This is a genomic window from Paraburkholderia sp. BL6669N2 (genome assembly GCF_003387275.1).
Lineage (GTDB): Bacteria > Pseudomonadota > Gammaproteobacteria > Burkholderiales > Burkholderiaceae > Paraburkholderia.
This window is the reverse complement of the sequence record NZ_QUNA01000002.1, coordinates 3,479,355-3,503,915: the sequence shown is the minus strand read 5'-3', so window position 1 is coordinate 3,503,915 and position 24,561 is coordinate 3,479,355. Positions and strand designations below refer to the sequence as shown.

At 62.5% G+C, this 24,561-nt stretch carries 24 protein-coding genes; 7 read left to right on the top strand and 17 right to left on the bottom strand.

Annotated elements, in window-relative coordinates:
• The first annotated feature begins 6 nt into the window (after positions 1-6).
• Positions 7-1,731, top strand: a complete 1,725-nt coding sequence (locus B0G80_RS38210) for a J domain-containing protein (RefSeq protein WP_116122817.1) — start codon at positions 7-9, stop codon at positions 1,729-1,731.
• A gap of 109 nt (positions 1,732-1,840) precedes the next feature.
• Here the strand turns inward: B0G80_RS38210 and B0G80_RS38205 are convergent, their stop codons facing one another.
• From B0G80_RS38205 to B0G80_RS38140, 14 genes are read right to left on the bottom strand one after another with little or no spacing between them, the layout of a single operon-like run.
• Entirely contained in the window at positions 1,841-3,244 is a 1,404-nt protein-coding gene (locus B0G80_RS38205) for an MFS transporter (RefSeq protein WP_116122816.1), read from the bottom strand.
• A gap of 25 nt (positions 3,245-3,269) precedes the next feature.
• Entirely contained in the window at positions 3,270-4,535 is a 1,266-nt protein-coding gene (locus tag B0G80_RS38200; RefSeq protein ID WP_116122815.1) for an NAD(P)/FAD-dependent oxidoreductase, read from the bottom strand.
• Positions 4,528-5,493, bottom strand: a complete 966-nt coding sequence (locus B0G80_RS38195; protein WP_116122814.1) for a VOC family protein — start codon at positions 5,491-5,493, stop codon at positions 4,528-4,530. The genes B0G80_RS38200 and B0G80_RS38195 overlap by 8 nt, the downstream gene beginning before the upstream one ends.
• 17 nt (positions 5,494-5,510) lie before the next feature.
• Positions 5,511-7,001 (bottom strand): aldehyde dehydrogenase, encoded by a 1,491-nt coding sequence (locus tag B0G80_RS38190; RefSeq protein WP_116123886.1) that lies wholly within the window; start codon positions 6,999-7,001, stop codon positions 5,511-5,513.
• Between the two features lie 40 nt (positions 7,002-7,041).
• Positions 7,042-7,872, bottom strand: a complete 831-nt coding sequence (locus B0G80_RS38185; protein WP_116122813.1) for an aspartate dehydrogenase — start codon at positions 7,870-7,872, stop codon at positions 7,042-7,044.
• On the bottom strand, positions 7,865-9,523 hold the full coding sequence (locus B0G80_RS38180) for a thiamine pyrophosphate-binding protein (RefSeq protein WP_116122812.1): 1,659 nt from the start codon (positions 9,521-9,523) through the stop codon (positions 7,865-7,867). The genes B0G80_RS38185 and B0G80_RS38180 overlap by 8 nt, the downstream gene beginning before the upstream one ends.
• Positions 9,516-10,313 (bottom strand): SDR family oxidoreductase, encoded by a 798-nt coding sequence (locus tag B0G80_RS38175; RefSeq protein WP_116122811.1) that lies wholly within the window; start codon positions 10,311-10,313, stop codon positions 9,516-9,518. Before B0G80_RS38175 ends, B0G80_RS38180 begins: the two co-directional genes overlap by 8 nt.
• Positions 10,313-11,215, bottom strand: coding sequence for an IclR family transcriptional regulator (locus B0G80_RS38170; RefSeq protein ID WP_181920159.1), 903 nt, complete (start codon positions 11,213-11,215; stop codon positions 10,313-10,315). The genes B0G80_RS38175 and B0G80_RS38170 overlap by 1 nt, the downstream gene beginning before the upstream one ends.
• On the bottom strand, positions 11,216-12,106 hold the full coding sequence (locus B0G80_RS38165; RefSeq protein ID WP_116122810.1) for an alpha/beta fold hydrolase: 891 nt from the start codon (positions 12,104-12,106) through the stop codon (positions 11,216-11,218).
• Positions 12,107-12,151: 45 nt separating this feature from the next.
• A complete protein-coding gene (locus B0G80_RS38160; RefSeq protein ID WP_116122809.1) occupies positions 12,152-12,679 on the bottom strand; it encodes a cupin domain-containing protein in 528 nt (175 codons plus the stop codon).
• A 26-nt stretch (positions 12,680-12,705) separates the two neighbouring features.
• Entirely contained in the window at positions 12,706-13,473 is a 768-nt protein-coding gene (locus B0G80_RS38155) for an SDR family oxidoreductase (protein WP_116122808.1), read from the bottom strand.
• Entirely contained in the window at positions 13,466-14,557 is a 1,092-nt protein-coding gene (locus B0G80_RS38150; RefSeq protein WP_116122807.1) for an aromatic ring-hydroxylating dioxygenase subunit alpha, read from the bottom strand. Before B0G80_RS38150 ends, B0G80_RS38155 begins: the two co-directional genes overlap by 8 nt.
• A gap of 47 nt (positions 14,558-14,604) precedes the next feature.
• Positions 14,605-14,916 (bottom strand): recombinase-like helix-turn-helix domain-containing protein, encoded by a 312-nt coding sequence (locus B0G80_RS38145; RefSeq protein WP_116122806.1) that lies wholly within the window; start codon positions 14,914-14,916, stop codon positions 14,605-14,607.
• A 1-nt stretch (position 14,917) separates the two neighbouring features.
• Entirely contained in the window at positions 14,918-15,232 is a 315-nt protein-coding gene (locus B0G80_RS38140) for a non-heme iron oxygenase ferredoxin subunit (RefSeq protein ID WP_116122805.1), read from the bottom strand.
• A gap of 440 nt (positions 15,233-15,672) precedes the next feature.
• On the opposite strand from B0G80_RS38140, the gene B0G80_RS38135 reads away from it, so the two are divergent.
• The gene (locus B0G80_RS38135; RefSeq protein WP_116122804.1) at positions 15,673-16,746 is read left to right on the top strand and encodes a porin; all 1,074 of its coding nucleotides are present in this window, start codon (positions 15,673-15,675) and stop codon (positions 16,744-16,746) included.
• 97 nt (positions 16,747-16,843) lie between these two features.
• On the opposite strand, the gene B0G80_RS38130 is transcribed toward B0G80_RS38135, so the two are convergent.
• On the bottom strand, positions 16,844-17,818 hold the full coding sequence (locus B0G80_RS38130; RefSeq protein WP_116122803.1) for an IclR family transcriptional regulator: 975 nt from the start codon (positions 17,816-17,818) through the stop codon (positions 16,844-16,846).
• Between the two features lie 184 nt (positions 17,819-18,002).
• Between B0G80_RS38130 and B0G80_RS38125 the strand changes: the two genes are divergently transcribed.
• A complete protein-coding gene (locus tag B0G80_RS38125) occupies positions 18,003-18,290 on the top strand; it encodes a hypothetical protein (RefSeq protein WP_116123884.1) in 288 nt (95 codons plus the stop codon).
• A 99-nt stretch (positions 18,291-18,389) separates the two neighbouring features.
• The gene (locus tag B0G80_RS38120; protein ID WP_116122802.1) at positions 18,390-20,075 is read left to right on the top strand and encodes an acid phosphatase; all 1,686 of its coding nucleotides are present in this window, start codon (positions 18,390-18,392) and stop codon (positions 20,073-20,075) included.
• 63 nt (positions 20,076-20,138) lie between these two features.
• Here the strand turns inward: B0G80_RS38120 and B0G80_RS38115 are convergent, their stop codons facing one another.
• Positions 20,139-20,828 (bottom strand): DUF4410 domain-containing protein, encoded by a 690-nt coding sequence (locus B0G80_RS38115; protein WP_116122801.1) that lies wholly within the window; start codon positions 20,826-20,828, stop codon positions 20,139-20,141.
• A 160-nt stretch (positions 20,829-20,988) separates the two neighbouring features.
• On the opposite strand from B0G80_RS38115, the gene B0G80_RS38110 reads away from it, so the two are divergent.
• The 3 genes from B0G80_RS38110 (at position 20,989) to B0G80_RS38100 (ending at position 22,733) form a co-directional block, all read left to right on the top strand.
• Complete coding sequence (locus B0G80_RS38110; protein ID WP_106286447.1) at positions 20,989-21,348, top strand: DUF3564 domain-containing protein; 360 nt, start codon at positions 20,989-20,991, stop codon at positions 21,346-21,348.
• Between the two features lie 382 nt (positions 21,349-21,730).
• Positions 21,731-22,480 carry a DNA/RNA non-specific endonuclease gene (locus B0G80_RS38105; RefSeq protein WP_116122800.1) on the top strand — a complete coding sequence of 250 codons (750 nt, stop codon included), beginning with the start codon at positions 21,731-21,733 and terminating at the stop codon, positions 22,478-22,480.
• A complete protein-coding gene (locus tag B0G80_RS38100) occupies positions 22,473-22,733 on the top strand; it encodes a hypothetical protein (protein WP_012428833.1) in 261 nt (86 codons plus the stop codon). The genes B0G80_RS38105 and B0G80_RS38100 overlap by 8 nt, the downstream gene beginning before the upstream one ends.
• Positions 22,734-22,790: 57 nt before the next feature.
• Here B0G80_RS38100 and B0G80_RS38095 read toward each other — a convergent pair whose 3' ends face one another.
• Positions 22,791-24,530, bottom strand: coding sequence for a methyltransferase type 11 (locus B0G80_RS38095; RefSeq protein ID WP_116122799.1), 1,740 nt, complete (start codon positions 24,528-24,530; stop codon positions 22,791-22,793).
• Positions 24,531-24,561: the final 31 nt, after the last annotated feature.

The following is a 24,561-nucleotide window of genomic DNA, read 5'->3' as shown; positions in this document are numbered from 1 at the left end:
GCGGCCATGAATACGATCTCGAACAATCAATGGCCCTGGGACGTGCTCGGCGTCGAGCCGAGTGCCGATGAGCGCGCGGTGCGTCGCGCTTATGCACGGCTGTTGAAACAACAACGTCCGGATCAAGATGCTGAAGCATTTCAGCGCCTGCGGTACGCGTATGAGTCGGCGTTGCAGATGGCGAGCGGCGCGGTGGCGAAGGCAGCAGCCGCGGAGCCGACAGCGAACATCTCCGGCGCCGAACCCGCGGTTTTGATTGCGAACACGGGGGAGCCTGCAACTGGGCCGGCGACGTCCCACGTGACGGTCGACGCTTCGGAAGTCGAAGCCGCTCCCCCCGAACCCGACGCCTTTGGAACCGCCGTCCAACTCTGGCACAACTTCATCGCGCAAGCGGACGATCTCGAGTCGCGCCGTTCGCTGCAGGACTTGTTCGCCGCCGTCGTCAATATTGCGACGCGCGACGAACTCGAATGGCAGGCGCTGTGTCATTGTCTGAACGAGGACACGCCCGCCGCGCTGCGCGTGAACCTGAGCGCAGTGCTCGGTTGGCGGGACAACTCGACGCATTTGCGGCGTCGCAACGCGGCCATCGCCACGCTCGCCTTGAATCGCGTGTTCGCCGATGAAGACTACGACGCGCTGCGCCTGCGCTTCACGAACGCAATGGCATTGCTCGAAGGTCCGCTGCCGCAAATGACGGCCGGCACGCGTGCATTGCTTCGGGCCGGCGCGCGTGCCGAGATGGAGCAGTTGTTGACTGCTCTCGGCCGCTACCATCCGGATGTCGTACGGCTGCGGCTCGATGCCGAGAAAGTCGATTTCTGGGGACGTTGCCTCAAATTCCGCATCGGCGCGGGCCGTCTGTTTGGTCCGGCGCTCGCATTGAACGCGTGGTGCGGCTTGCTGTTCGCTGACGCGTCGCTGAACCCCAACGGCAACAGGTGGTTCGATCAGTGGTCGTCCGCTCAGTTGGGCATTGTTCTGTCGACGCTGATGCTCGCCTTGCTCACGGTCGCCGCCACGACCGTGCTGCTGTCCGAGCCGCAGCAACAGCGGCTGCGGGCGTTGCGCTCGATCGGCTGGCTGCGGTATGGCTGGATTCCGGTGTGGCTTGGCGCGACCGCCTTTGCATTGTGCGAGGACGGCAGCGGCCGTTCGACATCAATGGCGATGGCCACGTTGGGCGTCTGTACGATCTGGGCCGCGTTGATTCACGGCTGGCCGCCCGTCAAGGAACTCGCGATACTGGCCGCATTCAGCGCGACGGCGTTGGGTTTTGCGGGCCATTGGATCGCGATGGATCCGCGTGCGTGGCCGATGCCTTATGCGCACGGTGTGCTATTCGCGTTCTTCATTTCGTTTTCGCAAGCGGAATGGCGCGGATGGATCGCGCGGCAGCGGCGGTTGTTTTCGGCTTGCGTGCCTTTGTGGTTCGCTGGATTCGTAGCGTTGATCGTGCTGCTGTTGCAACAGGACGTGCGTGCGACGCAGTTCGCGTGGGCGTTGTTCGCGGTGATGTCGGCCGCGGGCGGCGTGCTGGCGACGACGCGTTGGAACGATTTGCGCAATGCGATACCGGCGTTTTTTCGTGGATATGCGAACCTTGTGTGGATGGCGCTGGCGATTTATAAGCCGGATATCATCGCTTGTGTGAGCGCGGGGTTGATGAGTATCTGGGTTATTGAGGGGATCAGGCAGCGGCGGGAAGCGCGACAGGCAACGCGGTAAGCCACGCTTCAAAAAACAAAGGGGCACACCACCCAGTGCGCCCCTCGTCCCCCAGCTAATTGCGGTACTACAACATCAACCGCCCACCAAACTCAAATAAGTAAAAACCTCAAGCCTCAAGCTGCTCCAGCACCTTCCCCTTGGTTTCAATCCCAAGAAAATGCACCGCCACCGCCGCAAGAAACGGCACGGCCGCGAGAATATAAAACGCCACCTGCAAATTGCCGCCGATCATCGTCTTCGACACGATAGCCGGCGCGAAGATCGCCGCGACCTTCAGCCATGCGCCGCCGACGCCGCAGCCCATCGCGCGGATACTCGTCGGATACAGCTCCGGCGTATAGACATAAGCCGTGATGAACCCGCAAGCGAGGAAGCCCAGCGAAAATGCGCAGCACGTCGCCACGACATACACCGACGAATCGTGGAACACACCCGCGAGCAGCAGCGAAATCGCACACGCAACAAACGAGAGGTTGATGATCGGCTTGCGTCCCACCTTGTCGACCAGCAACGCGCAAGTCAGCGAACCCACCACGCCGAGCACCGATGCGGCCACCGCAAGATTCAACGCGAGTTGCAGCGGCGCCTGATAAATCGTGCGGTAGATCGTCGGCAGCCACGTCGAGAGACCGTATTGAATGAAGCCGCAGGTAATCCACAACATGGCCACGGCCAGCGTGCGCCTCAGATACGCTGGACCAAACAGGTCGCCCATGCGGCGCTTCGGATGGCGATTGGCCATCGCTTCAAATTCAGTCGTGTGAGTGACCGGCGGAAGCGGACCTTTGACCGAACGTTCGAACACATGCACCGCCGAATCCGCGTCAGCCATGCGTTCACGTTCGGCAAGCCAGCGCGGCGATTCCGGCACGAGTTTGCGCAGCACGAAGAACAGAATCAACGGCATGCCGCCGATAAAGTACATGGCTTGCCAGCCGAAACGCGGCACGATCCACGCACCCAACGCATTCGACGCAAGCAGGCCGACCGGGAAAACGATTTCATACAACAGCACGAAACGGCCACGGCCATGCGCACGGCTGATCTCGTTGATGTAAGTCGCGGCCACCGGCAACTCGCCGCCGAGCCCGAGCCCTTGAATCACGCGCAACACGACAAACGCCGCGAACGTCGGCGCAAAACCGCACGCAATGCTGGTGATGCCGATGATCCCCGAACTCAGCGCGATCGCTTTCACGCGCCCCTTGCGCTCCGCATACCACGGGAAAACGAACGCGCCGATCAGTTGCCCGACCGAACCGGAGCCGATCAGAAAGCCGATTTCCCACGGCGTCAGATGCCACTTCGCGATCAGGATCGGCAACGTGGCCGCAATGGCGATCACGTCGAAGCCGTCGAAGAACGTCGCGAGACCGATCAGTATGCGCGCGCGCACCTGCATCGCATTCTTGGGCAAGCGCTCCAGACGCGCGATGATCGAGCCCCGGGTCACAGGGCCTGAGACACCGGCGCTGCTGCGGTCCCCCATGGTGTTGTCGATGGTTCTCATGCCGTTGTGCCGTCCGTAGATGTGGTTAGGCAAGTGCCGTTGAGGCGTCGGTCAGGGTGGCAAGGTCGATGGTCCGGCCTTGGTTCATCCATTTGCGCGACAGTTTCAGTTCGCGCGGCGTATTGATGGCGATCACGCCGCGAATCGCGCTGTCTTCCAGATGAAACAGCGTGGCGCGCTTGCCGGGCAAATCGCCGCGTACAGCCAGTTGCGCATCGCCTGGAATGTCGCCGAGAATCTGCAGATTGACGTCGTACTGATCGGACCAGAACCACGGAATGTCCGCATACGGTTCGAAGGTGCCGAGCAAAGCTTTCGCGGCGGCAATCGCCTGGTTCTGCGCATTGGCCCAAGATTCGAGCCGCACGCGGCGCTTGAGCCACGCGCTCGGATGATTGGCGACGTCGCCGCACGCGAAAATGCGCGGGTCGTCGGTGGCGCCGAAATGATCGACCACAATGCCGTCTTCCACCTTCACGCCCGCCGCTTCCGCCAACGCCGTGTGCGGCGTAAGGCCGATGCCGGCCACCGCGAAATCAGCGTCGAGCGTCGAGCCGTTTGCGAAGGTGGCGCGAATGCGATTGGCGTCGTTCGGATGATCCGTGAGCGATACGAGCGAAGCATTCAAACGCACGTCGACGCCGTTCGCGCGATGCAGATCGAGCAGGAAGCTGGACACCATCGGCGGCAATGAACGGACGCACAGACGCGGCGCGCCTTCTACCACCGTCGCATCCACGCCGAGCTTGCGCGCCGTGGCGGCGACTTCAAGGCCGATCCAGCCGCCGCCCACCACCAGCACGCGCTTGCTGGCACGCAGCCGTTCACCCAACGCGACGGCTTCGTCGAGCGTACGCAAGTAAGCCACGTGCGAGGTCTTCACCAGCGAGTCCGGCAACCTGCGCGCCGCGCCGCCGGTGGCGATCACCAGTCGGTCGTATTGCACTTCGCGGCCCGACTGCGTGCGCACGATGCGCTGCTCGCGATTAATCGACGTCGCGCAATCCGGTTGCCAAGCTTCAATATTCAGCGCCTCGAAGTCGTCGGGCTTCACGAGTCGCACGGTATCGATATCCGCCTCGCGCGCGAGCACCGCTTTCGACAGCGGCGGGCGTTCGTACGGCAGATGCACTTCGTCGGCGATCATCACGAGGCGGCCGTCGAAGCCTTCCTTGCGCAAGGTCTTCACGACCCAGCCGGCCGCCTGGCCGCCGCCGATCACGACAATCGTGCGCGGTGCTTCCAGGCCGGCATGGGCGGCTTGCGCCTTTGCAGCAGCAGCGTCAGTCATTTTTGCGCTCCGTCATGAACTTGCCCTTCGGCGCCTGCGCGTTTTTCTGGCGTCGCGTATTGCCGTCGATACCGCCGTCGATCGCCCATTCGGCGAACACGGTCGGACCTGGCTCGAAATCGCGCGGCTGCCATTCGGGCGTGAGCTGGTCTTCGTCGGCGTAATACTCGATCAAACCGCCCGCCGGATTCTGGAAGTACCAGAAGTAAGCCGACGACACCGGGTGACGCCCCGGCCCGAGTTGCGTGTCCCAGCCGCAGCGGCTGATATGCATGCCTCCGCCGAACACTTCATGAATATCGCGCACGGTGAAGGCGACGTGATTCAGCCCGCGCTTACCGTTGGGCAAGGCCAGCAGAAAAATGTCGTGATGGCCGCCGTGCGGCGCGCAGCGCATGAAAGCGCCACGGCCCGGATAACGGTCCGACATTTCGAAGCCGAGCAGTTCCTGGTAGAACTTTTCCTGTTCGGCGAGTTTGTTCGTAAAGAACACCACGTGGCCCACTTCGACCGGTTCGGCACGTTCATAAATCGGCGAAGGCCGGTCGACGCGCAGCGTCTGGCCCCACACATTCGACGGCGAGCCGTGAATGTCGAGCGCGCGCTTGCGGGTCACTTCGACGCGAATCGCCATGCCGTTCGGGTCGACGCAGCCGACGGCGTCGTCGGTTTCGAAATGACCCGGCTGACCGGCGAAGCGGCCGCGCAGTTCGTCGAGTTCGGCTTTCGTCGCCACGCCCCACGTCACTTCGCGCAGCGTCGGGCCTTCTTCGAAGGCGGGCGGCAACGAGGGATCGACTGCGTTCTTTAAAAGAATCGTGCAGCCGTTCAGCGTTTCGAAGCGCGTCTGGGTTTCGTCGTGCGCGACGTCCTTCAAGCCCCAGTCCGCGAAAAAGCGGCGACAGGTGGCCAGATCCGTCACGCCGTAAATAACCTGTTCAATGCCGAGAATCGTCATAACGTGCCTCTTGCGTATTAATTCGCCCACGCCAGCGGCGCGTCGTTCAAGCCCCAGTAGAGGCTCTTCTGTTGCATATATTCGCGAATGCCGAGCCGGCCTTTCTCGCGTCCCATGCCGCTCTCTTTCCAGCCGCTAAATGGCGTCGAGATGGAGAACAGCTTGTAGGTATTGATCCAGATGGTGCCGGCTTCGAGCGCGCGGGCAATCCGGTACGCGCGCTTGTAGTCGCGCGTCCAGATGCCGGCGGCGAGGCCGAACACGCTGTCGTTCGCTTCTTTGAGCAGCGAGGATTCGTCGTCGAACGGCATGGCCACCAGCACCGGACCGAAGATTTCTTCCTGGCAGATGCGGGCGTTATTGGTGAGACCTTCGAGTATCGTCGGCTGAAAGTACGTGCCGGCTTCGCGGCCGTCGCCAACCGGACGCTCGCCGCCGCACAGCAGACGGCCGCCTTCTTCCAGGCCTAGCGCGACATAACGCTCGACGGTTTCGCGATGCGCCGCCGTAATGAGCGGACCCATTTGCGTTTCGGAACGCGTCGGATCGCCTACGCGCAGCTTGCGCGCGCCTTCCGCGAGACGCTTCATGAACGCGTCGTAGATCGAGCGCTGCACGAACAGACGCGAGCCCGCGATACACGCTTCGCCCGACGAACTGAAAATGCCGTACAGCACGCCGTTGACCGCGTGATCGAGATCGGCGTCGTCGAATACGATGGTCGGTGACTTGCCGCCGAGTTCAAGCGACACCGGCATCAACTTGTCCGCCGCGATGCGTGCGATCCCGCGGCCCACTTCGGTGCCGCCCGTGAACGACACCTTCTTCACCAGCGGATGACGCACCAGCACGTCGCCGATCACCGAGCCTTTGCCAGGCACAACGCTTAGAACGCCCTTTGGCACACCAGCTTCTTCGCAGATGCGCGCCAATGCCAGCGAGACCAACGGCGTCACTTCGGCAGGCTTCAACACGACCGCGTTGCCTCCCGCAAGTGCCGGAGCGAGTTTCTGTGCGTCGGAAGCAATTGGCGAGTTCCACGGCGTAATCGCCGCGATCACGCCAATCGGCTCGTAGATGCTCATCGTCAGATAGTCACCGCGTGAGGGCGTGACTTCTTCGTCGAGTGTTTCGAGGCACGCAGCGAAATAGCGGAACGTGTTCGCGGCGCTCGCCACCAGTACGCGCGTTTCGCCGATCGGCTTGCCGTTATCGCGGCGCTGCAATTGCGCAAGCGCTTCATGGCGCGCCGTGATTAGATCGGCGATGCGGTACAGAATCAGCGCGCGTTGATGCGGCTTCAAACCCGACCAGTCCGCGCGGCGCCATGCGATGTCCGCGGCTGCCACGGCGTCGCAAGCGTCGTCGGCATTGGCCGTCGAGATTTCCATGTTGACCGACTGATCCGCCGGATACAGGCTTGTGTACGGGTTGCCACGCCCTTGCCGCCATTCGCCGCCGATGAAAATATCGCCGGTGGGCACGAGGCTGGTATCGAAGTGAGTCATGTCGGTCATCCCAGTTTGCTTCAGCTAATCAACTGATGGCTTAAATCACGCAACGTGCCGCGCGATTGCGTAGCGCACGCATCGCGCTATACGCGGTCAGTGCGGATGTCTTGGGGTTATCCGGCAGCGGCTTGCCGCACATTTCAAGCGACATCTCGCCGAATGCGCCGCGCGCCACGATGCGGTGCACGTTGCGCGTCACGTTCGGATCGGCGATCAGTCGAACCGTGGTGTGGTCCAGACCGAGGCCGGCCAGCGCGATCGTCGCGGCCACGTTGGCGTTCTTCGGATACAGCCGCGCCGCTTCGCGCGCGCTGCCTTCGAAGATCACTTTCTCTTCATTCAGCGTGTGCAGATCGCAGAGCTGTTCCGCCGGCGTGCCGAGCCAACCCGTAGGCGGCTTGCGCCCGGTGTACAGCACTTCGTCGAGACCGCCGAGCTTGGCGGCGGCCAGCGCATCCACGCCGCCGATCGCGCCGGAGAGCAGCGTCAACGTGGCGTCGCCTTCATCGGCGGCGGCGGAGAGTGCGTCCAGCAGCAGCATGTCGGACAGCGCACCGATCGACGCAACCGCGCAGTCCGTGCCGGCCTTCAGCAACGGCACGACATGATCGACCAGCGCGCTATGTCCCGCGCATTCCAGCGCGAAATGCGGCTGGCTGCTCAAGGCGGACACGGAGGCCACGACATCCACCGAGTCGCCCACTACTTCGCGCACCGCAGCCATATGACGCGCCGGCACGATCACGTGCGACACGCGCACGGTCGGATCGGCTGCGACCGAGCGATACACGGCCTGGCCGATCGCGCCGAAGCCGATCATCGCGACGTCGACGGGTGCGTGATGCCCCGCGTAGCCCGCGTCACGCATGTTCAGGCTCCTGTTCCTTGACCGGCGGACCGGCGAAAGCGGTCGCGAACGAGCCGACCGACAGCATGTCCACTTCGACTAGCACCGGACCGGTCTTCGCCATGCCTTCGCGAATGATCGCGTCGGCCTGATCGAGCGATTTGATGCGGTAGTGCGTGAGCTTGAGGCTCGCGCAGAACTGCGCGAAATCCGGCTGATGCAGATCGACGTAGCAGCGGCGCCCGCCGTATTGCGCATCCTGAATGTTGCGAATCACGCCGTAGCACTGGTCGTTCATCAGCACGATCATCACGTTGGCGTTTTCCTGGACGGCCGTCGCGAGTTCGCCGACGTTGACCATCAAGCCGCCATCGCCGACGAGGCACACAGTCTTCGCCGCGCTACCCGCAAGCGCCGCGCCGATGCCCATCTGCATGCCCTGGCCGATGCCGCCGCCGAGCGCATGAACGCCCGCACGCGGCGAGAAAATCTTCAGCATGCGGTTGCCCCACGTGCTGTTCGAGATCGTGACGTCGCGCACCCAGTTGTAGTCGCGGCCCACCGCGGCTTGCAATGCGTCGACGAGACGCTTGTACGGGCCGAGGCCCTTGCCCACATCGGCGACGGCGCTTTCGCGTGCGGCCGCGAGATCCTGCGCAAATACCGGATCGACCTTGATGCGGCCTTCGAGCAGCGTCGCGAGTTCTTCGAGCACCGAAGATGCATCGCCGTGGATAAACATCTCGTTGTGATAGCCACGGTTATCAGCGAGCGCGTCGGCGTCGACGCGATACAGCGGTTGCGGCAATGCGAGCTTGTACTTCAGCGTTTCATTGCCACGCAGACGCGAACCGACCACCACCAGCGCGTCGCACGTCTTGTAGAAGCTCTCGACCGCTGTGTGCACGTTGAACGCACCGAGCGAAGCCGGATGATCTTCCGGCAGCACGCCACGGCCTTGCACGCTGGTCACGACGCCGAACCCCAGCTTGACCAGACGCTCGACTGCCTTCGTCGCGTGACGCGTGCCGCCACCTAGCCACAGCAGCGGGCGCCTGGCCGTCGCCAGCGAATCGGCGAGTTGCGCGACGCGCTGCTTGCAATGTGTGAGCGTCGTGATGTGCGGCGCGGCGAGATCGGCGGGCCATTCCACTTCGGCGGCCTGAATATCGATCGGAATCTCGACGCTCACCGGGCCGCTCGGCGCGGTCTGCGCGACACGCACGGCTTCGCGGATCGTCGGCAACGCGGTTTCGACGGAACGCACGCGAAACGCGGCCTTCGAAATCGACGACAGCATCGACAGTTGATCCGGTGCTTCGTGGATATACGCGAGGTCCTGATCGAGGTATTCGGTTTCGATCTGACCCGTGACGTGCAGCAGCGCGGTGCCCGCGGTCAAGGCTTCGACCATCGCGCCCGCTGCGTTGCCCGCCGCGGTGCCCGTGCTGGTGAATGCAACGCCGAGGCCGCCGGAGACACGCGCGAGGCCATCGGCCATGTTCACCGCGCCGGCTTCGCCGCGCGCGCCGACGTAGCGAATCTTGCCGCGATTGTGGATCGCGTCGAGGATCGGCATGTTGTGAATCGAGATCACGCCGAATGCGGTTTGAACGCCGCATTGCTCGAGAAAGGCGGCGATCAGTTCGCCAACGGTGGTTTTGTTAGACATGTCGTGCAACGCCTCCAGAAACATCGATATGACTGCCCGTCGTATAGGACGACAGCGTCGTAGCCAGATAAAAGAGCGCTTGAGCGGCTTCTTCGGGGCGACCAAAGCGGCCTAGCGGAATGTTTTTCTTGCGCGCCAGTTCGGCGGTCCAGTCTTCCCAGCTCTGGCCCGGCTGCGCTTCTTTCGCGTAACGGCGGCGCCATTGACCCGACTCGACGATGCCGATCAGAATCGAATTGACGCGGACGCGCTGCGGCGCGAGCTCCGCCGCGAGCGACTTGAGCAGGTTCTGCACGCCGGCGCGCGCTGACGAAGTCGCCACCATGTGCGGCTCGGGTTGCAGAGCGAGCAGCGAGTTGACGCAGACAATCGCGGGATTGGAAGCGTCGCGCAGCATCGGCAGAAATGCGCGAGTCGGGCGGATCACGCTGAAGTACTTCAGGTCGAGTTCTTCGCGCCAGGCATCGTCGGTGGTGTCGGCGAAAGTCGATACGCGGCCTTGGCCCGCGTTATTCACCAGCATGTCCGCGCGGCCGAAACGTGTTTGCACCGCGTCCGCGAACGCTTTCACGTCGTCAGCGTCGAGCACGTTGCAACGATGCGCGAGCAATTGCGCCTGCGGGAACTGCGCCTTCAGCGCGGCTTCCGCTTGCGCGAGACGTTCGGTATCGCGGCCGCAGATCGCGACCGAGGCGCCCGCCCGCAGAAACAGTTCGGCGGTCGCGAGGCCGATACCGGACGAACCGCCCGTCACCACCGCTACCTGTCCGCTCAAGTCGATTTGGATCATCAGAGCCCCAATGCCTTCATGTAGTTGCTGCCCGACTTCGCGCCACCCTTCGGCCGATAGTTGAGCCGCTGCGAGAGGTCGTCGGCCGCGCGGCGGACCTTGTCGATCAGGCCGCTATCGAGCAGCGACGCATCGATTTCGTGGCGCGGAATCGTCGTCGTGATGACAGCGACAATGCGCCCCGTGTCGTTGCGCACCGGCGCGCTCACCACCGAAATACCGCGTTCGAACGACGACTCGCTGATCGCGAAACCACGCCGCGCGTCGTCGCGAATCCGCTCGTACAGGTCGTCGACGGTGATCGGCGTCTGCTTCGTGAAGCGTTCGAGTTCCGGCTCGGGATAGAGCCTCTTCAGCGCGTCGAGCGTCAGGTCGCCCATCAGCACCTGGCCGTGCGTCGTGGCATGAGCCGGCAGACGCGTGCCCACATTGACCTTCACGGAACTGAAAATCGGCGTGTGGCTTTGCGCTTTGGCGACGAACACGACATCGCGTCCATCGCGAATCACGATGTGGCTGGTAAGGCCCGTTTCGTTACGCAGCGCCTCGATGACCGGCAAGCCGAGGTCGGTCAATTCGAGCGAGCTCAGATATTCGAAACCGAGCCGCAGCACCGCGACGCCGAGGCGATAGTTGCGGTCCTTGTCGGCACGCTCCAGAAAGCCGAGCGATTCGAGCGTTTGCAACAGACGGAACACCGTCGTGCGAGGAATCTTCAGGCGCTTGGATAATTCCGGGGCGCCGAGAATCGGCTCGCGGGGTGAGAATTCCGTGAGAATCTTCAGACCGCGTTCGAGACCGGGCACCCGGTAGGCGGTGTCGCCGTTGGTGTCGGTGCGGTCTTCGTCCGCGTCGCGCTCGGCGTGAGCGGTGTCGGGCGTGTCGGGCGTGTCGGGCGTCATTCATTGGCTCCGTTGTCCGTCGCTCGCGCGACAGAACGTGTCGATGATCGCGGTGTACGCGGCGGGGGCTTCGATATAGCCAGCGTGGCCCGCGCGAGGCACGACCTGCAGTTTGGTGCCCGCGGCGAGCGCGAGTCGCCCGCAGGCTTCGGGCGTCGTAATGGTGTCGTCGGCGCCGACGGCCACGTTGACGCGGCCGTCAAAGCGCGCGAGGTCGCCGGCGAGATCGGCGTTGGCGAGCAGATGTGTGGCCTGTGCATAGCCGTGCGGAATCACGCGCGACATGTTCCAGCGCACCCATGCGCGCGCTTCGTCGCTCGCGTGAGCGGACAGCATGTTGGTACTGCGTTGTTCGGCGAGGCCTTGGGGGCCGAGTTCGTTTAGCATCGCGAGACGCTGATCGCGCTTCGCATTGCGCATTTCTGCCGATGCCGCGCCATACCCGCCAGCCGGCGACAACAGCAACAAACCGGCCACGCGCTGCGAATACTCAAAGGCAAACGCGCCGGCGATAATCGCGCCGAGCGAATGGCCGAGCAGCACGCAACGTTCGATGCCGAGCGCGTCGAGCCACTCTTTCAACACACTCGCGTAGTCGTGCGCGGCGGGCGATACGGCCGCGACCGGCGTGGATGCGCCATAACCCGGCGCATCCCACGCCAGCACGCGGCGCGTCGCGCCGAGTCCTTCGAACTGCTGCACCCACGACGCCGCGCCCGAACCGATACCGTGCAGCAGCACCAGCGGCAACGCGCTGCTGTCGGCGCTATCCACTTCGCGATAGCTCACCGCGCGTTGCGAGGCCAGCCAGATCTGCTGCGCCGGAAAGCGCGCAAGGCGGGCTTCGAGCGTGGCGTGCTGATCAGCTGTGACGGACGGGACTGCGGACATGATTTCCTTCGCGGGTGTTTTAAAACTGCGGAAGCGTCTGAAGGCTTAGCGCTTGAGCTTGGCCAATGGCGAATCCGGCGGATACGTCGGCGTAATGGGCTTCGGCGAACCGAGCATCACGCACATCAAAGCGTCTTCTTCCCCGACGTTGATTTCCGTGCGATACACACCCGGCGGCACCGAGATCAGATCGCGTTCGCCCAACACGGCTTCCCACGTCTCGCCGTCTTTCTCGCAGACCACTTTCATCTTGCCGCGCAGCACGAAAAAAATTTCTTCGACATCCATATGAATATGGCTCGGGCCGATGTTGCCGGCCGGAATCACCATCGTCGAAAACGTGAAGCCGCCCGCGGGCACCGTGTTCATGTCTTTCGCGACACCTGTGCCGCCGGTGCCGACGTAGCGCATTTGCGCGCGGCGGTACTTCGGGTCGTAGTCGGCCTGAAACTTCAGCGCGTCCCAATCGTAGCGACGCGTTTCCAGGCGCGCGACGCGGCTGTCCAGCCATTGGGCAAAGCTCGCGTCCGCGGGTTGGTCCCACGATTTGCGTTCGATATCGGCGTCCGCCATCTCTTTCTCCTTTCGATTCGACAAAATCAATTCATCACGAAGCCGCCGTTGACCGGCAGCAGTTGGCCGGTCACGAAGCGAGCGGCATCGGATAACAGGAACAGCACCGGCCCGGTGACGTCGTCGGGCACTTGTGCGCGCGTCAGCGCGCGGCCTTGGAGGTAATACTCGTGACGGTCGGCGGGCACGTATGCGGTTGCTTCGACTTCGGTCAGCCCCGGCGCGATTGCATTGACGGTTACGTTGTGAGCGCCGAATTCACGCGCCAGCGAGCGGGTCATCGAGATCACCGCGCCTTTGCTGGCGACATAGGCGAGCAGCTTCGGCGCGCCCCACATCGCCGTATCCGAGGCAATGTTGACGATGCTGCCGCGGCCCGAGTCGCGCAGATACGGCAGCGCGGCGGTGCTCATCAGCCAGGTGCCGCGCACGTTGACGTTCATCACGGCGTCCCACGTGTCGACAGACAACTCGTCGGCGAACTTGCCGCCGGAGTTGGTGATGGCCGCGTTGTTGATCAATGCGTCGAGACCGCCGAGTTGCGCCGCAGCTTGCTCCGCGAATTGCTTGATGCTGGCGGGGTCGGCGAGATCGAGCGGCACGTAGGTGACTGCATGTCCTTGCTCGACGAGCGATGCCGCAAGCGCGCGGCCTTCGTCGTGCAATACGTCGCCGAACACGACGTGCGCACCGGCTTGCACGAGCGAGCGGACGAACGCCGCGCCGAGACCACGCGCTCCGCCCGTCACGAGGACGCGCCGGCCGTTGAGCGCTGCGGACGCGTCGTTATGCATGGCTGTGGCCTGCTTCCGCCGGTTGCGCGATGCCTGCTTTTGCCGCTTCAGCGCGATGCGCTTCCAGCGCGGCAAAGTCCTGCTGCGCGCGCTGACGCAACATGCGGCGCACACGCGTCATGCCGACGTCGTGCTGATACAGGAATTCATGAGCGCGCGCGTTCGGCGCCATGCTCTCCAGCACGTAGCGGTCTTGCTCCAGCACGGCCCAATGCAGACCTTCCAGGCGATTGCGATACAGGAAGCGCCATGCGTCGCGCTGCCAGCCCGACACTTTGCGAGTGCGCCAAAAGTAAACCTGGCAGTTGTCGCCGTCCACCGGCGTTGCGAAGCCGATGATTCCGAAGTTGCCGCCCGGGCCGAACTTCTTCTTGTAGGGAATGGCCAGGCGCATCCACAGCGTGCCGGTCTCGCCGAGTTCCACCCAGTCGAAATTCACGTCGCGCTGGCCGACCTTTTCGAACATCAGGCCGGTTTCGGTCTTGCGTACACGCATGTCGGCCTGCTTGTCGCCTTCGGCCATCGAGTGCGACGTCGCATGCAGATAGGCGCCGTGCATGGGGTCCATCACGTTGTCGATCGCATACTGGTAATTGCATTTCCAGTGCGACATACACAGGAAGCTCGCGTATTCCTCGCCGACCAACTCTTCCGGCAGCACGAGCGGCGTGGGTTCCTTATGCGCTTCGTCGCCGAACCACAGGAAGATCGCGCCGGCATGTTCTTCGACCGGATACGACTTCACGCACTTCTGACCTTCCAGCGGACAGTTCGACACGGCGGGCACTTTGACGACTTCGCCGCTGCCGTCGATTTCAATGCCGTGATACCAGCACGCGACGCTGCCGCCAAGATTCCAGCCGAGCGACAGACGCGCGCCGCGGTGGGGGCAGCGGTCTTCGAGCGCGCGGACTTTGCCTTCCTTGTCACGCCACAGCACGATCTGGTCACCGAGACGCGTGATGCCGACCGGCGCGTCGCCGACTTGCCAGCTCGGTGCAACGGGATACCAGTAGTTGCGCAGGCCCTTGTCCAGATAGGACTGGATCGGATCGGCGCCTTGCGTTGTATTGGGGGACGTCATGAAGAGACTCCGGGTACGAATGCGATAAACGTGTTCGGGAAGCGCGCCTATTCGGCGAGCCGGCGGAATTCGGCGGCGAGGCGGTCGGCGTTCCACGTGCCGCCTTCCGGGGTGCGGAAGCCGACGCGGTTCAGACCGTCGACCACTTCCTGCAACTCGATCGCGCCCGCTTCGAAGACTTTTTCGAGCGCATCGCCGAAGTCGTTCTCGTACTGCGTCGGCTCGGCCTTGCGCGTCTGCCAGATGAAGTTCTCGGTCTCGCCCGGCTTTTCGATCACGCCCTTGCCCGCGACGTTGTTCGGCTGCGGCGCGAGCCACGGCTTCAGGAAAGGGTTGAAGTTCACGATGTGCTCTCGCATGTCATTCCACCTTGATCTGGATTTCTTCACCGGCGAGGCGCACCGAGTACACCTTCAGGTCGCGGCCACCGGGCTCTTTCAAGCATTTGCCGGTCGGGATATGGAACACGGCTTCGTGCAACGGGCACTCGACGGTGTCGCCGTCGACAAAGCCCTGCGTCAGCAATGCGTACGCATGGGGGCAGACGTTTTCCAGCGCGTACAGCGCTTCGCCCACCTTGTAGATGCCGATCTCGGCGCCGTCGAGTTTGAACTCGAGCGGCGTGTCATCGGACAGGTCGCCGGCATGGCCGGCGCAGCGCCATTGTTCAGTCATTTCTCGCCTTCTCCTGAAGCTCTATGTTCCATACAAGGAACATCAGTTCGTGTATGGATAATTATAGGAGCGGGTTTGGCCGGGGAAAATAAAAATCTCGGCCGGTAGGGGAAAACACCGAGCGTGGCGCTCGAAAGACAACGTCGCCGGATCGAGCGTGAACCGCTGCGATGCTCTGTGAGCCTTGTCGCGCAAGGTTCGAGCCAAATTTTCAGTCGTATCCTGCCAGCCCTTATGCGGGTTTGTACGGGGTCCGAAAATTTATTTTGACCACCCACAGACTCACTATAATTTTCCATAGGCGATACAAACGCCCATATATGGAACATAAAGCGTAGCAGTTTCGGCGTAAACGCGCAGAACTGCATCCAACCCAAAGCAAGGATCAGGGACGACGAATCCGGCGAGAGCTACCCGTCGTGTGATCAGGAGAACCAACGGTGAAGCACATCATTGCAGCCGGCTTGACGGCAATCTGCGCAACGACAGGCGCATGGGCGCAGAGCAGTGTGACGCTATACGGCAGTCTGGATGCCGGTGTCGCGTATATCAGCAATGTCGGCGGGCATTCGAAGTGGATGGAAGAACAGGGCAACATGCAGCCTGACCGCTGGGGCCTGAAGGGCGTGGAAGATCTGGGCGGCGGCCTGAAGACGATTTTCCAGTTGGAGAACGGCTTTTATACGAACACCGGCGCGTTCGCTAAAGCGGGCGTGCTGTTCAATCGCCAGGCGTTCGTCGGTCTGAGCTCGGACACGATCGGCACGTTGACCCTCGGTCATCAGACGCCGTTCAGCTTCGATGTGCTGGGTCCGCTGAGCACGGCTTATCTGGCTGCAAGTTGGTACGCGTTCCACCCGGGCAATATCGACGAACTCGCCGACACCGGCGTGGTGCCGTTCGACAATTCGGTGAAATTCCGCTCGGCGAGTTTCAGCGGCTTCCAGGTCGGCGCGATGATGGGTCTCGGCAACACGACTAATTTTTCGACCGGCAAGACGCTGAGCTTTGCGCTTAGCTATGCCAACGGTCCGTTCAAGGCCGGCGCGACGTATGCGAACGAGCACAATCGCACGCCGTCGATCGTCACGACGGGCATCACCAACTTCCAAGGCGTGGCTGCAGCCAATTACACCGCGGACAAGGTCGAGAACATGGGGGCGGGCGCGTCATACCAGTTCGGCAAGCTGCTCGTGCACGGTCTGTACACGCGCGTGAAACTGGAGTCGGGCGGCCACTCGGACACGTATCAGAGCTACGACGTCGGCGCAAATTACCAGTTCACGCCGTTTAACACCGTGGCCGGCGGCGCCGCGACGACGACGCTGGCGGGGCATCGCTGGACGCAGTTCGAAATCGGCGACATTTACGCGTTGTCAAAGTCGACGCAGTTGTATGTGAACGCTCTGTACGAGCGTGCCGGTTCGAATACGGATGCGGCCTTCTTTACGGCGGGTGTGTCGAGTGGACGGAACCAGACGATCATTCTGACTGGCATCCATCACTCGTTCTGACGTTCTGCTGGGACTGATAGGGTTGTGATCTGATGCGGCTAGTCCGGCTGCGAACGCAGCCAGACTAGCGCTGAGTGAAAGCTGCAGTAGAGCGGAATCAGCCCGCCGCTACCTGCTTGCGGCGCGCCTGAATCGCCGTCGGATCGTCCGGACGCGGCCGGTAGCTGAGTCGCTCGGACAGTTCGAGCGCCGCCTGGCAAACCGCGACGATAAGCGGCTCGCGCTCTTCGGTTTCGCCGATATCCGAACGCGGAATCGTGACGGTCAACGCCGCCGCGATCTTGCCGCTCTGGTCGCGCACGGGCGCGCTCACCACAGAAATACCGCGCTCGAACGACGCTTCGCTCAGCGCATAACCGAGCGCCGCGCTTTCGCGCACTCGTTCGTATAGTTCTTCAACCGTGGCGGGCGTGCGTTCGGTGAAACGTTCGAGTTGCGGTTCGGGATACAACTGCCGCAATTCCTCGAAGCTCAAGTCGCCCATCAACACCTGACCATGCACCGTCGCATGCGCCGGCAAGCGCGTGCCGACATGGACCTTCACCGAGCTGAACATGGGCGCATGGGTTTGCGCCTTGGCGACGAACACCACGTCGCGCTGATCGCGGATCAGCAGATGCGTGCTCAGACCCGTGGCGTCGCGCAGGCGTTCGAGAATCGGCGTGCCGACATCGGTCAATTCGAGCGAACTCAGATATTCGAAACCGAGCCTCAGCACCGCGACGCTCAGGCGGAAATAGCGGTCGCCGTTCACGCGCTCGAGAAAGCCGAGCGCTTCAAGCGTCTGCAATAAACGGAACGTCGTGGTGCGCGGAATGCCGATGCGCTTGGACAATTCGGGCGCGCCGAGCACCGGCTCGCGCGCGCTGAATTCCGCCAGAATGCGCAGGCCACGCTCGAGGCCCGGCACGAGATAAGTCGATCCGCCGGCGCTCTCTTCGTCGGTGGACTCCTGGGTGTCGGCGTCGCTTGCCCGGGCCCGCGGCAACGCGTCGTCGTGCGAAATCGACGCTGCCGCACCGCGTGGCTTCGCTTGCTTGCGTCCCGCTCCTGTTTGCTCTTCTTTTGCCATCTTGGCTGCCGTTTCTACTGTTCATCAAGGTCAGATCAGCATGATAGCGCGTGGCGCGCCGCGGTTAACCATGCCAATTGCTGCACTGCCACCATTTCACGCGGTGCTATGCTTTTGAAGCGGTCCATTGCGCGAGGCCTCGCTGCCGCGCAATGGACCGCTCAAGCGTCGGGAGGCCACGCTCATGTCCGATTCCATTCAGATTCAGGTTGCCGACTCGCACCTTTATCCGGGCTGTGCGGTGCGCACCGCGCACTTGCCCGAACCGGCCAGGGCGGCGGCCGCCGTCGTCGAATTCGCGGATGGTTCCGGTGCCAATGCCACCTGCCACCGCCGCGCGCTCGACGAACTCGAACTGATGGTCGACCGCTATGCCACGCAAAAGCGTCACCCCGTCGACACGCGGCATTGGCTTCTGCTTGCCGTCGACGCGACACACAATAGTTGGCGCGTGAAGCGTAGACTCCCCTAGCCGGAACCGTCCGGCCACCTCGAATCCGCAACCGGTGCCGCGCGCACGCCGCCCCGAGCAGCGCGCCTGCGTCCGTCACAGCCCTTTCGGAGCTTCCCGATGACCGACAACGACTCCAGCCTGCCGCCGAACGCCGATGACAACCCCGACGACCCCGACCGCCGCCGAGTCCTTACCGGCCTGGCAGCAGTCGGTATCGGACTGGCGCTGACGGGCTGCAAAACCGACCAAAGCATGTCGAGCACCGGCGCGCAGCGCAGCGCCGCCGACCTGCGTCTGGACGCCGCGCTTCACGATCAGGTCAAGCACATCGTCGTGATCTACGCGGAGAACCGCAGCTTCGCAAACCTGTACGGCAACTTCCCCGGCGTTCAGCATCCGCTCGACGCCGTGAGCGCAGAACGTTATCTGCAACTCGACCGCGACGGCAAGACGCCGCTGCCGCGCTTGCCGGCCATCTGGGGCGGCCTCGTGCCGCAAGCCCAGGAAGTGGATGGCAAGCGCTACATGATCGGCCAGAAGGATATCGTCAATCTGCACAACCGCCCGTTCCATATCGCCGACGCGCAGGGCGCGCCGCTGCCGACCGGCGTGATCACGCGCGACCTCGTGCATCGCTTCTATCAGAACCAGATGCAGATCAACGCCGGCCGCAACAACCAGTTCGCCGCGTGGGGCGATTCCGGCGGTCTGGTGATGGGACACTACCGCAATTCCGCCGACACGCTGCGTCTGTGGAATCTCGCGCAGCAGTACACGCTGTGCGACAACTTTTTCATGGCGGCTTTCGGCGGCTCGTGGCTGAACCACATCTTCCTGATCTCGGCGCAGGCGCCGTTCTATCCGGACATCCAGAACAGCCCGGCGAAGAAGATGGTGTCCGTGGTCGACGGCGACGATCCCACCGGCACGCGGCTGAAGCAGGCGGAAGACTCGCCCGCCTCCGCGCTCGACGGTCCGCCGAAATTCGTCAACGACGGCGCGTTCACCGCCGACGGCTACGCCGTCAACACGATGGCGCCGCCCTATCAGCCGAGCAACGTGCGGCCGGCCGAAGGCGGCAATCCGGCCTTCGCGGACCTGTCGAATCCGCGCGTGCTGCCGCCGCAGAATTACGCGACGATCGGCGACCGGCTGACCGACAAGGGTGTCGACTGGGCCTGGTACAGCGGCGCGTGGCAGTACGCGTTGGAGCATCAGGATACCGGCGCGGTGCCCGACTTCCAGTATCACCATCAGCCGTTCAACTACTTCGCGAATTACGCGCCGGGCACGGTGGCGCGGCGCAAGTATCTGCGCGACGGCGGCCTCGGCAACGACGCGTCGACCAACCATCTGATCGCGGATATCGATGCAGGACGCTTACCGACGGTCGCGTTCTACAAGCCGCAAGGCGATCTGAACATGCACGCGGGTTACGCGGATGTCGCATCGGGCGACCGTCACATCGCGACGGTGATCGAGCATATTCAACGCGGGCCGCAATGGGCAAACACGGTCGTGGTGGTCACCGTCGACGAGAACGGCGGCTGGTGGGATCACGTGTCGCCGCCGAAGGGCGATCGCTGGGGCCCGGGCTCGCGGATTCCCGCGCTGGTGATTTCGCCGCTGGCGAAGAAGGGCTACGTCGATCACACGGTATACGACACCAACTCGATCCTTCGACTGATCAGCCGCGTGCATGGGCTCACGCCGCTCGATGGCGTGGTGGCACGCGATCGGGCATTCGCAAGCAGCGGACTCGCGCCGCTGGGAGATTTGACAGGCACGCTGGATCTGGCTTGAACGCTTGAACGTTCGAAAGTTGAACGCCTGCGGCGCGCGCGGCCTCAGGCATTTCAACTCGAACTATTGCGGCTTCGACTGCGCAGCGCCATGCAGTTTCGCAACGACCGCATCGGCGATCTGTTGAGCCGTCTTCTTGATCGTCTTCTTCTCGTCGCCGCTCGCCATCACGAACTTGGCGGCGATCACGTACGGATTCAGTTTGATGGCCGCGCCCGGCATGCCTTTGCTGTCGGCTTCGTCGACGGCCTGATACAGCGGCGGCAAATCAGGCGTACCCAGGTTGTCGCACGACACCGCCACCTGAATGTCGTTCTGGCCGGCGCCGAATCCGACCATGGCACGCCTGAGGCGATTGCCGTCGTCGACACTCAAGAACACGCCGCGCACTTGCCAACCGACAGTCGGCAACGGTTGACCCGGCGCACTGCGGCGCGCGTCGACGCCCGCCTTTTTCAGATCGTCCGTTAGCGCTTCCGCCATTTCGTCCACGATATGTTTCGCATGATCCTGCGGATTCTTGTCCTCGCCCATCGGTCCGGGTCCGCTCGGCAGCAAACCGCGCAGGCGGCGCACGCGTTGGCCTGGTCCGCTGTCCGGTGTCACGTTCGCGACGTCCAGATCGAAGTCGGCGACATACACAACCGGCGCCGGCGCCGCGAACGGTGCACTGTCCGCCGCGGCGGCGTTGACGATCGCCGCCGCGCTCAGGCATGCCGCCATCACTGTGCATTGCAAAAATCGATGAAGCATGGCGTGCCTCCGCGAACGTTAACAGGACGCGGCTATCGTACAACCGTGCGCAGCGTGCGTCCTTTTTTTCGTACCTGATCGTCATGCGGTTTGTCTTGCATAACGCCCGTTGCGGCATAGACTGTTAAAGCACAACTTCGCAATTTGTACGGAACCCGCCATGCGACTGACCATCCTCATCAACGGTTCCGATCCCACCGTCAGCCATGATTACGCTGTGCTATGGCTCGACATCGACGAGCACCGGTGGTCGAGAGAAGCACACCAAGGGATCGATCTGCCCCCGTGGGGCGAACTGCGCGACGATAACGGCGTGACGACTCTCTGTGCGCCCAGCACGGATGCGCCGCTGTGCACGCTGCGCGGATTGCACGTGGACCGCAAGCAGCGCGTGAGCGCCGCGCAAGGCGCCGCGGCATGGACCGCCCTGCCGACGCGCGCGCAGGCCAGCGGTTTCTGGCGCTTGCAAGCAGTGGACCGCCAACAGGTCCGCGCCGAACACAGCGTGTTCGACAATTAGGTTTTAGCACTCGTTTTTATCGGTCTAAATTTCCGTGCGCGGGCGGCGCTCCGCTAGCGCATGGGTCATTTTGTCCGTGCGTTCGTACGCCGCGTTTTTGATTCCCTGATTGCGATTTCGTCGCTCGCGCATTTAAGGTCGCCTTAAGTTTGCGTGAGTAGAGTCGGAAGTCCACGCATTAGGGTCGCTGCAAGGCGGCCCGTTTTTTTTGGTGCGGCAAGATGTGGGACGTTGCCGTGCGCGCCATGCGGCGGCATCGTTTTCATGACAGCGCTCAACGCGCGAATCCGTTTTCCCCTCCGGTGTTTCCCTGCATTTCACGTCGCGCGGGACGGGCTCGCAAGGCTATACTTGCGCCCCCGATCCCTCGACTGACCGACACATGAAGAAGTGGTTTGCCTATCTGTTGTTTGTCGTTGCCGCTCACGCCAGCGCAGCGCCTTCCTGCACTCAATTCACATCGAATGCGCAATGGCCGGTTCTGAGCAATCAGAAGATGGCGTCGAAAACGCGCATGCTTTGTTATAGCGATTTCGCGGTTCTGCATTCGGGCATCACGCACGGTCCGCTGTGGTCCGCCGAGCATCTGACGCGCGATCATATCGAGGCCGCCAAAGACATGGTGCGCACCAACAAGTTCTTCGAAGACGCGCGCCTGCCGGACGGTGAGGGCGCCACGCTCGCGGACTACAAACGCAGCGGATTCGACCGCGGTCACATGAGTCCGGCGGGCAATCGCTGGAATCAGGAAGCGATGGCACAATCGTTCTCGCTGGCCAACGTCGTGCCCCAAAACCGCGAGAACAATCAGCGCCTGTGGGCGCGCATTGAAACGTCGGTGCGCAAAATCGCAGTGTCGTACGACGATACCTATGTGGTCACCGGGCCGATCTTCAACGGCCAGCAGTTGCAGACTATCGGACCGACGGGCGTATTCGTGCCGACGCAGTTGTTCAAGGCGGTCTACGTGCCTTCGCGAAAGATGGCGTTCGCCGTGGTAGTGGACAACGTCTCGACGAATCGTTACGACATCAAGACGATTCACGAACTTGAAGCAGCATCGGGCATCCGTTTTCCGGGCATTCCGGAGAACCTCAAAGATCAGCGACCGCGAGGACTGAAAGGTGTTTAAACCCTATTCGAATGACGACGACGTGCTCAACATTCAAGGCGATGCGTTGACGGTGAGTAACGGCACGACGCGCATTGTGCTGAACGGCACGCTGGAGTTGACGCAGGATCAGCGCGGATTGAAGGCGGCATTGGCACTGAAAGAAGCTGTAGATGCGATCGTGGCCAGCTTGCAGGCGCAGAGCAATTTGCCCGCGAAGGTCAAGGATGAACCGGATGCGAAGCCGGGCGTCGTGCAGAACCCGTTCAATTAGTCACGCAAAGCGCCGGCCACCGGCGCGATGCATTCTATTCGTGCGAGCGGCCGGCCTTCATCTTGTGTTCCGCAGTTCGATCAAAGCCAAACGAATCCGCTCCACGACCTCGGGCCACCCTCTGCCTTGTTCCCGAAACAGGCGGCCAGAGGGAAACCACGGACTGTCTTCCCGTTCAAGGTGCCATCTCCAGTCGCCCAGCATGGGCAACATCAGCCACAGCGGCCTACCCATCGCGCCCGCCAGATTGGCCGCCGAGGTGTCCACGCTAATGACCAGGTCCAGCGCGTCCATCAGTTTTGCCGTATCGCCAAACGAACGAAGACCAGGTCCGAGATCATGCACGTTGCGCAAGCGCATGGCGTAGTCGGCGGCTTCGTCTTCGCCTTGGCCCTTCTGCATGATGTAGAACTCCACGTCTTCGAGCGCGAAGAGCGGATCGAGACAGCTGAGCGACGGCAGCGATCTGGCAGCGTCGTTCTCGTGCGTGGGCGCACCTTTGAAGATCACGCCGATTTTCAATGCCTGCAGATTGCCCGGCAAGGCCATCGGTGTGTGCGCGACGCCCGCCCGCAGATACGGCACCACGTCCGGCAAATGATCGATGTCGAGAGATGCCCACACCGGGATCGCATGCGGATAGACCCAATAGTCATGAAACGGCAGTAGCGGCGCGTCTTCGACGGAGCAGATCGCCGCGGCCTCGCCCGAGGCCCTGAACAGGTCGACGAGCGGCGCCTGACATACCACCGTCACCCGCACCGCCCCGTAGCGTTCGCGAAAAATCCGCGCAAACCGAAAAAAGAAAATCTCGTCGCCCAGACCGAATTCGCTCCAGATAACGATCGATTTGCCTTCGAGCGACTCGCCATGCCAGTTTGCGTAAGCCGGCGGCGCCACGGTAGTCCGGCCTCGCCAATCCGAGCCGTCGAACAACGCCTCACGTCGACGAAAACCCTCGGTGAGTTTGCCGACAGCAATCAGCATCAGTGCATTGAAGAGTCGAGGCAAGCGCTCGTTCGGGAGTCGTCGGACGCTCTCGTCCCATAACTCCTCGAGTTGATCGCAAAGACCCCGGCGCACCAGTTCGAGGTTGATGTGGAAGTAGGTCTGGAGTCGATACGGATACAGTCTTAACGTCTCTTGGCAAAGGTCCAGCATCGCCGAATCGGTTTCCGCACTCGGCATGGCAGTGACCAGGTCGAAGAGTCGAGGCACATCGCGCTTGCGCAGCACTATTTCTATCGCGTACGCGGCCGCCTGATGTTGTCTGCCAGCGAAACCCTCTTGCCGGTTCTCGGCGAACTCGCAGAGAACGCAAAAGCGTTCGCACGATGAAACAGCCGAAGCATCGTTCACCAGGTCGAGCGCATTCGCGGAACCCGCAATTGCCAGGTCAGGCCGATGCAGGCTGAAGGTGCGTTCATGATCGACGTCCGTCAGGGTGGGCGAGATTATTTCCTCGCCGCGAGAATCGGTCGGCAACGTCAAAATCAAATAACCGCCGGGCTTGATAAGTTCGAGCCACCTGGCGAGCACTTGCTGAGGATTGGCGAAACGCCCGAGGCAATCTGAATGAACGAAATCAAATACATCGGCTGGCGCGTCGTCCATATAGATAACGTCACGTTCATCCACGTTCCATGCGATCAGTTGTTCGATGCGAGGAAAAAGATCCGCGTAGCCGAAATCGGAATCGCGCCCGGCACCCATGTCCAGGCCGACGCCAGAGAAGTAGCCTTGCAGAAATGCCGGATCCTGCGAGCGCCGCTGCGCGAGTTTGAGTGACGGGTTCATCTGGTGTATCGCCCAAGTTAGATGAGAAGTC